This window comes from Aeromonas sp., assembly GCF_050633025.1.
Taxonomy (GTDB): domain Bacteria; phylum Pseudomonadota; class Gammaproteobacteria; order Enterobacterales; family Aeromonadaceae; genus Aeromonas.
This window is the reverse complement of sequence record NZ_JBODRQ010000037.1, coordinates 22,698-29,206: the sequence shown is the minus strand read 5'-3', so window position 1 is coordinate 29,206 and position 6,509 is coordinate 22,698. Positions and strand designations below refer to the sequence as shown.

5 protein-coding genes are annotated in these 6,509 nt (G+C 63.2%); 2 read left to right on the top strand and 3 right to left on the bottom strand.

Annotated features, from left to right (window positions below; all coding sequences use genetic code 11):
* Positions 1 to 1,990: catalase/peroxidase HPI (gene katG / locus ACRAUW_RS07430; RefSeq protein WP_431361770.1), on the bottom strand; the 1,990-nt coding region annotated here is incomplete at its 3' end.
* Between the two features lie 145 nt (positions 1,991 to 2,135).
* Complete coding sequence (gene sgrR, locus ACRAUW_RS07425; protein ID WP_431361769.1) at positions 2,136 to 3,839, bottom strand: HTH-type transcriptional regulator SgrR; 1,704 nt, start codon at positions 3,837 to 3,839, stop codon at positions 2,136 to 2,138.
* A 100-nt stretch (positions 3,840 to 3,939) separates the two neighbouring features.
* Here sgrR and ACRAUW_RS07420 point away from each other — a divergent pair, with 100 nt between their 5' ends.
* Together ACRAUW_RS07420 and ACRAUW_RS07415 are read left to right on the top strand one after the other, a co-directional pair.
* Positions 3,940 to 4,116, top strand: coding sequence for a hypothetical protein (locus ACRAUW_RS07420; protein WP_431361768.1), 177 nt, complete (start codon positions 3,940 to 3,942; stop codon positions 4,114 to 4,116).
* Positions 4,117 to 4,218: 102 nt separating this feature from the next.
* Complete coding sequence (locus ACRAUW_RS07415; RefSeq protein WP_431361767.1) at positions 4,219 to 5,487, top strand: O-acetylhomoserine aminocarboxypropyltransferase/cysteine synthase family protein; 1,269 nt, start codon at positions 4,219 to 4,221, stop codon at positions 5,485 to 5,487.
* Positions 5,488 to 5,564: 77 nt separating this feature from the next.
* Here the strand turns inward: ACRAUW_RS07415 and ACRAUW_RS07410 are convergent, their stop codons facing one another.
* On the bottom strand, positions 5,565 to 6,467 hold the full coding sequence (locus ACRAUW_RS07410; RefSeq protein ID WP_431361766.1) for a DMT family transporter: 903 nt from the start codon (positions 6,465 to 6,467) through the stop codon (positions 5,565 to 5,567).
* Positions 6,468 to 6,509 lie beyond the last annotated feature (42 nt).

Below are 6,509 nucleotides of genomic sequence, written 5' to 3'. Positions count from 1 at the left end.
GGATCTCGTAGAGATTGCTCGCTTTCGGCAGCCACTGGTAGCCCATGTCGGTCAGATTGACGAAGAAGTCGTTGCTGAGCACCCCGACCCGATCAGTAAAGACCCCGTGCCCGGTACCGCCATGGTTGGTGCCGAGCACCCTCATCCCGCCCACCAGTGCTGTCATCTCGCAAGCGGTGAGCCCCATCAACTGGGCACGATCCAGCAGCAACTCCTCCGCCGTCACTACATAGTCCTGCTTGAGCCAGTTGCGGAAGCCGTCGGCCAGCGGCTCCAGCACGTCGAACGAAGCCACATCGGTCTGAGCCTGAGTAGCATCCCCCCGGCCCGGCGCAAACGGCACGCTCACCGTCACCCCGGCGGCCTGGGCAGCCTGCTCAATGGCGAGGTTGCCCCCCAGCACGATGAGATCCGCGACGCTGACGCCACACTCGGCCGCCAGCTTGTCATAGACCGCCAGCACCTTCGTCAACTTCGCCGGTTCGTTGCCCGGCCAATCCTTCTGCGGCGCCAGCCGGATGCGGGCGCCGTTGGCACCGCCCCGCTTGTCGGAGCCTCGGAAGGTACGGGCGCTATCCCAGGCGGTAGTGACCCGCTCGCTGATGGAGAGGCCGCTGGCGGCGATCCTGGCCTTGACCGCCGCCACGTCATAATCGGCACGTCCGGCAGGCACCGGATCCTGCCAGATCAGATCTTCTGTCGGCACATAGGGGCCGACATAGCGGCTCTTCGGCCCCATATCCCTGTGGGTCAGCTTGAACCAGGCGCGGGCAAAGGCGTCGGAGAAGGCCGCCGGATCATCGCGGAAGCGCTCGGCAATCTTGCGATACTCGGGGTCGAATTTGAGCGCCATGTCGGCATCCGTCATCATGGGTTTGCAGCGGATCGACGGGTCCTCCACATCCACCGGCATATCCTCTTCGGCGATATTGATCGGTTGCCACTGATGGGCCCCCGCCGGTGATTTTTGCAACCACCAGTCGTACTTGAACAGCAGATCGAAGTAGCCGTTGTCCCATTGGGTCGGGTGGGTGGTCCAGGCCCCTTCTATGCCGCTGGTCACTGTGTTGCGGCCGATGCCGCGGCTGTGGTTATTGATCCAGCCCAGCCCCTGCTCCTCAAGGCTGGCCCCTTCTGGCTCGGGGCCGAGTTGTTTGGCATCGCCGTTGCCGTGGGCCTTGCCAACGGTGTGGCCACCGGCGGTTAGTGCCACCGTCTCTTCGTCATCCATCGCCATGCGGGCGAAGGTGACTCGCATATCCTGCGCGGTTTTCAGGGGATCGGGCTTGCCATCCACCCCTTCCGGGTTGACGTAGATAAGCCCCATCATCACCGCCGCCAGCGGGTTTTCCAGATCCCGCTCGCCGGAGTAACGACCACCCGGCTTGCCGCTGGGCGCCAGCCACTCTTTTTCCGAGCCCCAGTAGATATCCTTCTCCGGGTGCCAGATATCCTCGCGGCCAAAGGCGAAGCCGAAGGTCTTGAGCCCCATGGACTCATAGGCCACGGTGCCCGCCAGAATCATCAAATCGGCCCAGCTAATCTTGTTGCCGTACTTCTTCTTGATGGGCCACAGCAGGCGACGGGCCTTGTCGAGGTTGGCGTTATCCGGCCAGGAGTTGAGAGGGGCGAAACGCTGGTTGCCGCTGCCGCCACCGCCGCGACCATCGGCGATGCGATAAGTCCCGGCCGAGTGCCAGGCCATGCGGATCATCAGGCCGCCGTAGTGGCCCCAGTCGGCGGGCCACCACTCCTGACTGTCGGTCATCAGGGCGGTCACATCCTGCTTGAGGGCCGCCATATCGAGCCCCTTCAAGGCTTCCCGATAGTTGAAACCGGCCCCCAGCGGATTGGTCTTGGTATCGTGTTGGTGAAGAATGTCGAGGTTGAGGCTTTTCGGCCACCACTCCATTCTGGACGTCTCGACGGAGGTGGTTCCCCCGTGCATGACCGGGCATTTTCCTGCGGGACTGTCTGAATTGTTGCTCATCGTTTTCCTCATTTGCTCTGCTGTCCATAACCTGAAACAGCATGGCACAGAGGTGTGACACAAACTGTGCAGCAGCGACCGATTTACGGATCTTTCACGCAAGTGGCCACGGAGCACTCATCGGCCGCGACAGAAATTGGATGAACTATGGCGCCTCTGCGGGCTGATGGGTCGGCTCGGGCCGCAGCCAGGCGCTGCGAAAATCGAACCAGCCGAGCGCTGTCATCCGCACCCCGTGCACGCCGATCCGGCTCTCCAGCTCCAGCCAGTGGTGAAACAGCGGCACAAACCAGCTTTGCTGCTGCACCCTTGCCAGCAGGGCGCGGGGGCCTGGCTCCTCTCCGCTGGCCCGCCACTGCATCAGCCCTTGCCACAGCTCGTACTGACTGCCCCACACCTTGTGCAGCAGCGGAGTGCCCTGCAACCAGGCGTAGGGGGCAAAGGGGCCGGCATGTTCGAGGTTGAGAGTGCCGAGCCAGAGATCCACATCCTCATCCTCGCCGCTTACCCAGCGACCGTAGTCGAGGGTACGCACCTCCAGCCGGATCCCCTGTTCGGCCAGCAGACTGCTCATGGCGTTGGCGCACTCGTTGAACTCCAGATGCTGGTTGAAGCAGGCGAGCACCAGTCTCCCCGGCAACTGCACCGGTGTGGGCAAGGGCGCGGGCAGTGCTTCGCGCCAGTGGGGCAATAGGCCGAGGGCGCTGGTCCAGCCCCGTTGCAACTCGGGGGCTACCCGCCCCATCAGGGCCACCGGATTGAGCAGCTGACCCAGCCACTGCCGCAGGGCGGGATCCTGCAAGGATCCGGAGCGATCATCCTGCAGCAGGAAGTAGCAGCCCGACTCCAGCTCCGATTCGCCGCGCATGGTGCCGAGCTCAGGGCTGTCGCGCCCCAGCTGCAGATGTGTCTCCAGCCGCTCCGCCAGCTCCGGCAGCATCCAGATATCGATCTCGTCGAGCAGGGCGCGCAGGCCGAAGTAGTCGTCAAACGCCGCAAGGCAAAGATGCAGGGGATCGTTGGCGGCCACCCGGTAGGGGCCGGTGCCCACCGGTTGCAGGGCAAAGCCCGCCTCCCCCTTGAGCTCCCGCGGCAAGATGGTTGCCACCGGCTCGGCCAGCAGGTGGGGCAGCCAGGGATCCGGGCTGTCGAGATAGAGATCCAGGGTTCGAGGCCATGGGCTCTCCAGCCGATCCAGATGGGAAAACAGCGGGCGATCCCGCAGGGCTAGCAGGCTCTCCATCACATCTTCCACCACCAGCTCGCGACCGTGGTGAAAGCGCACAGCCGGCCTCAGATAGAAGCGCCAGTGGCAGGGGCCCAGACACTCCCAGTGGTGGGCGAGATCCCCTTCGATTTCCCCATTTTCCTCATTTCGCCGGGTGAGGCCGTTGAAGATCTGGCGGCTCAGGTGAATTTCGGAGCGGCGCATCGGGCCGGTGGGCAGCAACTGCGGCAGCGGGCGATAGTAGGGCACCCGCAGGATCTGGCGCCCCTCGCGAGTGGCCTGACCAAGTTGCTCGATCAGCAGCGGGGTGAGCAGATCGAGGCGATCTTCCGCCAGCCGCACCGCCTGAGCCAGCTGACCCTGACTGAGCAGATCCCGCAAGCGGCGCCGGGTCAGGCTCTCCTTACTGTCGAGCAGGGTGAGCCGGGAGCGCCGCCCCCGCCCCGCTTCCGCCGACCAGCTGAGCCAGCCCTGATCCTGCATCCGCCGCAGCAGCAGGCGGGCGTTGCGCGGGGTGCAGCAGAGCAGATCCGCCACCTCGGCGAGGCTGATCTCCCGCTCATTGCTGCCAAGCAGCTGGGCGAGTCGTTGAAATTGCTGGTAGAGGCGACCGGTTGGCATAAAAGAGGAAATCCTGTTGCTATAAGTCATCAGTTTTTACTTCCGCATTTTAGCTCAATACTGCTGATGAACGTGAGAACTACAGCAGAGGAGCACCATCATGAGCCACGCCAACCCCCTCAAACCGAACCGGATCCAGCAGACCTTGCGCCGTTACTTCAAGCGGATCCTGCCGCGCCCCTTGCCGCTTATCGAGGATCCCATGAGCCAGCTCAACCGCTTGGTGCAGTGGGACATGCTGCAAATAGATGACAAGGAGTATCGCCGTCGCCTCTGATAGATGTGACAGATCTGCCTGTTTACATCGGCCACGGGCCTGATAGATTGGACGTCTATCCATCTATAACTGCCATAAGCAACATCCAACAAGGAGTGTGTGATGAAAGATGCGACCCTGGCCCTGCACCATGGCTTTTCCAGCGACCCCACCACCAAGGCGGTCGCCGTGCCCATCTACCAGACGGTGGCTTACGAATTCGAGAGCGCCCAGCACGGGGCGGATCTGTTCAATCTGGCGGTGCCGGGCAATATCTACACCCGCATCATGAACCCCACCAATGATGTGCTGGAGCAGCGGATGGCCGCGCTGGAAGGGGGGATCGCCGCACTGGTGGTCTCGGCAGGTTCTGCCGCCATCACCTACGCCATTCAGGCGCTGACCGCTGCCGGTGACAACATCGTCTCCACTCCCCAGCTTTATGGCGGCACCTACACCTTGTTCGCCCACATGCTGCCGAGTTTCGGGGTCGAGGTGCGCTTCGCCAAGGATGACAGCGCCGAAGCCATCGCCGCCCTGATCGACGACAAGACCAAGGCGGTCTACTGCGAGAGCATCGGCAACCCGGCGGGCAACATCGTCGATCTGGCCGCGCTGGCCAAGGCAGCCCACGCCCGTGGCGTGCCGCTCATCGTCGACAACACGGTCGCCACCCCGGTGCTCTGCAAGCCCATCGAACACGGCGCCGACATCGTGGTCCACAGCCTGACCAAATATGTCGGCGGCCACGGCAACTCGCTGGGTGGCGTCATCGTCGACTCGGGCAAGTTCCCCTGGGCGGATCACGCCGAGCGCTTCCCGCAGCTGACCAAACCCGAGCCCTCCTACCACGGGGTGGTCTATACCGAGGCCTTTGGCCCGGCCGCCTTTATCGGGCGGGTGCGTACCGTGCCACTGCGCAATACCGGCGCCGCGCTGGCGCCGATGAACGCCTTCCTGCTGCTGCAAGGGCTGGAGACCCTGAGCCTGCGCATGGAGCGCCACGTCGACAACGCCCTGCGGGTTGCCCACCACCTCAAGCATCATCCCAAGGTGGCCTGGGTCAGCTACGCCGGTCTGCCGGGTCACCCCCACTATCTGCTGGCAGAGAAGTACATGGCCGGTCGCCCCTCGGCCATCCTATCCTTCGGTCTGAGGGATGGCTACGAAGCGGGGGTGCGCTTCTACGATGCGCTCAAGATCTTCAAGCGGCTGGTCAATATCGGCGATGCCAAGTCGCTGGCCTGCCACCCGGCCTCCACCACCCATCGCCAGTTGAGCGAGGAGGAGCAGGCCAAGGCAGGCGTGAAACCGGAGATGATCCGGCTGTCGGTGGGGATCGAGGCGATCGAGGACATTCTGGCGGATCTGGATCAGGCATTGGAGGCTTGACCCGTTCGTTTAAGCAGAAGGCCTCGCAGTGCGGGGCCTTCTGGCATCTAGGTGGTTCAAACCACCTGACACCCGGTTCAGAGGCTGTCTGCCGGTACCTTGTCACGACGTGACTTCCACCACCAGCGCAACCGGATCTGGGAGATCAGCATCCCGGCCAGCATCAGAGCGCAACCGGCAATGGCACGCTCGTCCAGCGTCTCTCCCAGCAGCAATACCCCCCCAACGGCAGCGAAGACGGTCTCCAGACTGAGGATGATGGCGGCATGGGCCGGATGGGCGCCACGCTGTCCCAGCACTTGCAAGGTATAGCCAACTCCCACCGATACCAGCCCCGCATAGAGCAGCGCCTGCCAACCGGCCACAGCCCCGGCCACCGTGGGAGTTTCGATGATGAAAGCAGTGACGAGACTGAGCAGGCCGCAGATCACGAACTGCACCCCCGCCAGCTTGATGGGCGCGACCCGGGAGGAGTAGTGATCCACCAGCAGCAGATGCACGGCCCAGAATAGCGCCCCTATTACTTGCAGCAGATCACCAAAGCCGATGGAAAACTCATCGGTGACGCTCAGTACATAGAGCCCGCTCAGGGCGATGAGGGCGCCGATCCAGGTATTGGTGCCTGTTTTGTGCCGCAGCAGCAACCCCAGCACCGGCACCAGAATGATGTAGAGCCCGGTGATGAAACCCGCCTTGGCTGCCGTGGTATAGAGCAGCCCCACCTGTTGAAGGGAGGCTGCGCAGAACAGTACCAGTCCAGCCAGTACACCACCGGTCAGCAGCTGGCGATGGTCGCCCGTGACGGCCACTGGTTGTCGTGATTTTAGCCACCAGAGCAGCGGCAGCAGGGAGAGGGCTCCGAGCAGGAAGCGCAGGCCATTAAAGGTATAGGGCCCCATGTGCTCCATCCCGAGGCGCTGGGCGACAAAGCCCATCCCCCAGATGGTGGCAGCCACCAGCAACATCAGATTGGAGCGCATGGTGATTTTTCCTTAAATCGGTGCGTGAAGGGTTATCCGATC

Excerpts from the sequence above, each read along its gene's own strand:
- sgrR (WP_431361769.1), bottom strand. The coding sequence starts at position 3,839 with ATGCCAACCGGTCGCCTCTACCAGCAATTTCAACGACTCGCCCAGCTG.
- ACRAUW_RS07420 (WP_431361768.1), top strand. The coding sequence starts at position 3,940 with ATGAGCCACGCCAACCCCCTCAAACCGAACCGGATCCAGCAGACCTTG.
- ACRAUW_RS07415 (WP_431361767.1), top strand. The coding sequence starts at position 4,219 with ATGAAAGATGCGACCCTGGCCCTGCACCATGGCTTTTCCAGCGACCCC.
- ACRAUW_RS07410 (WP_431361766.1), bottom strand. The coding sequence starts at position 6,467 with ATGCGCTCCAATCTGATGTTGCTGGTGGCTGCCACCATCTGGGGGATG.